The sequence below is a fragment of the Ruegeria sp. BG6 genome (assembly GCF_056538465.1).
The window spans coordinates 1-1,243 of sequence record NZ_JBQFTB010000042.1; the positions used below are offsets into that span (position 1 = coordinate 1).

Sequence of the window (1,243 nt, forward strand, 5' to 3'; positions counted from 1 at the left end):
CATCATCGTCCTCCTGGCCGTCGGCATAAAGGCTTCCGTCGTCCGAAGTGCCAAGCGTGGCTTTTACCGATTCTTCATCGGGATTGGAGGCGCGGACGGCGCCAAGGACGCGGTCTTGCTGTTCCTCCGCGATGATTGTGTCGTCAGAAAAGTCGCCTTTGTAGTGCCCCAACAGGCTGGCTTCCGCGTCATGCACCGCCTCCGCAGCCGCCAACTGATCGTCGGTCGGCTGCCCTATCTTATTTCCGTCCTCATCTGTTGTTACGTCGTGCGCATTTTTCACCGCTTGTGCGGTTTCCAAGTCTTCGGGCGCAATCGTACCGGGGGTGGCCGCCTCATCGGCAAGAACCTGTTCAGCTTCCTCCAGCGTCATCGGAGCCGTGTCCAAATAGTCATACGCCGCAGCAATTTCCTTCACTTCTTCAGGGCTCAAGTCGTAATCTTCACCCATGACATGATTGAAATTTGCGTCGGCTACGGCGAGGCCAGCGGCCAGGCTCACAGGCCCTGTACCTTTCGCATACTGTCCGTTCGCGATATGCGCGAGTTTTGCATTTACACTGGAGTTAATGGCACCATTCAGTTTGCCGAGGTTACGCGGGGCAAGCGTGCCATCATCAAGGAGTTTTGCTTTTCTGCTTGGTGGTCTCGGGGATTGCGCGACACTCGCTTTACTTGTTCGTGTTGTGGTGGTCCGTGCCTTGTTCCCTTTGAATAGACCTTTGACACCGTTTTGCTTCAGGTTACGTCCCAAGGCCTGAAAGTCTTCCTTCACAGCCCGACCCAAACGACTGCCGCTCTTTGATTTGTGACTTTTGCTGGCAGACTTCGTTCTTGTCCCGTTTAGCGTTTTGTCGGAACCCCATCCCTTTTTGGCACCTTTTTCACCGCTGTTGCCGCCCTTTCCGCCACCGTTGCCACTTCCGTTATCCCCTTTTCCGCCGCCGTTGCCCCCACCTTTTCCGTTACCATTTTTTGCATATGCGTAATCGGTGGCGAAAACGGTCACGATTGGCGCGACTACAAATGCAGACAGCACGAGTGCGGAGACACTCACTTTAAGGAAGTTCAACACGTAAGAAATCCTTTTTACGTAGCGAAATACAGATTAGCGGCGACGTGCAAATACCACACTTAAGAGTGTTGTCAAAACGGGGCCAGAATGTGGCAACGATCCGACATTTCGGAGTGGATATTTTTAATTTAACATTAACAGCTTAGCCGTTACTCCCAAAAGAATCAC

General features: G+C 52.9%; 1 protein-coding gene. It reads right to left on the bottom strand.

Going from position 1 to position 1,243, the window contains the following annotated elements; all coding sequences use genetic code 11:
- A partial coding sequence (locus ACR0JW_RS23825) for a hypothetical protein (protein ID WP_480714610.1) occupies window positions 1–1,075 on the bottom strand: 1,075 nt, incomplete at its 3' end.
- Window positions 1,076–1,243 lie beyond the last annotated feature (168 nt).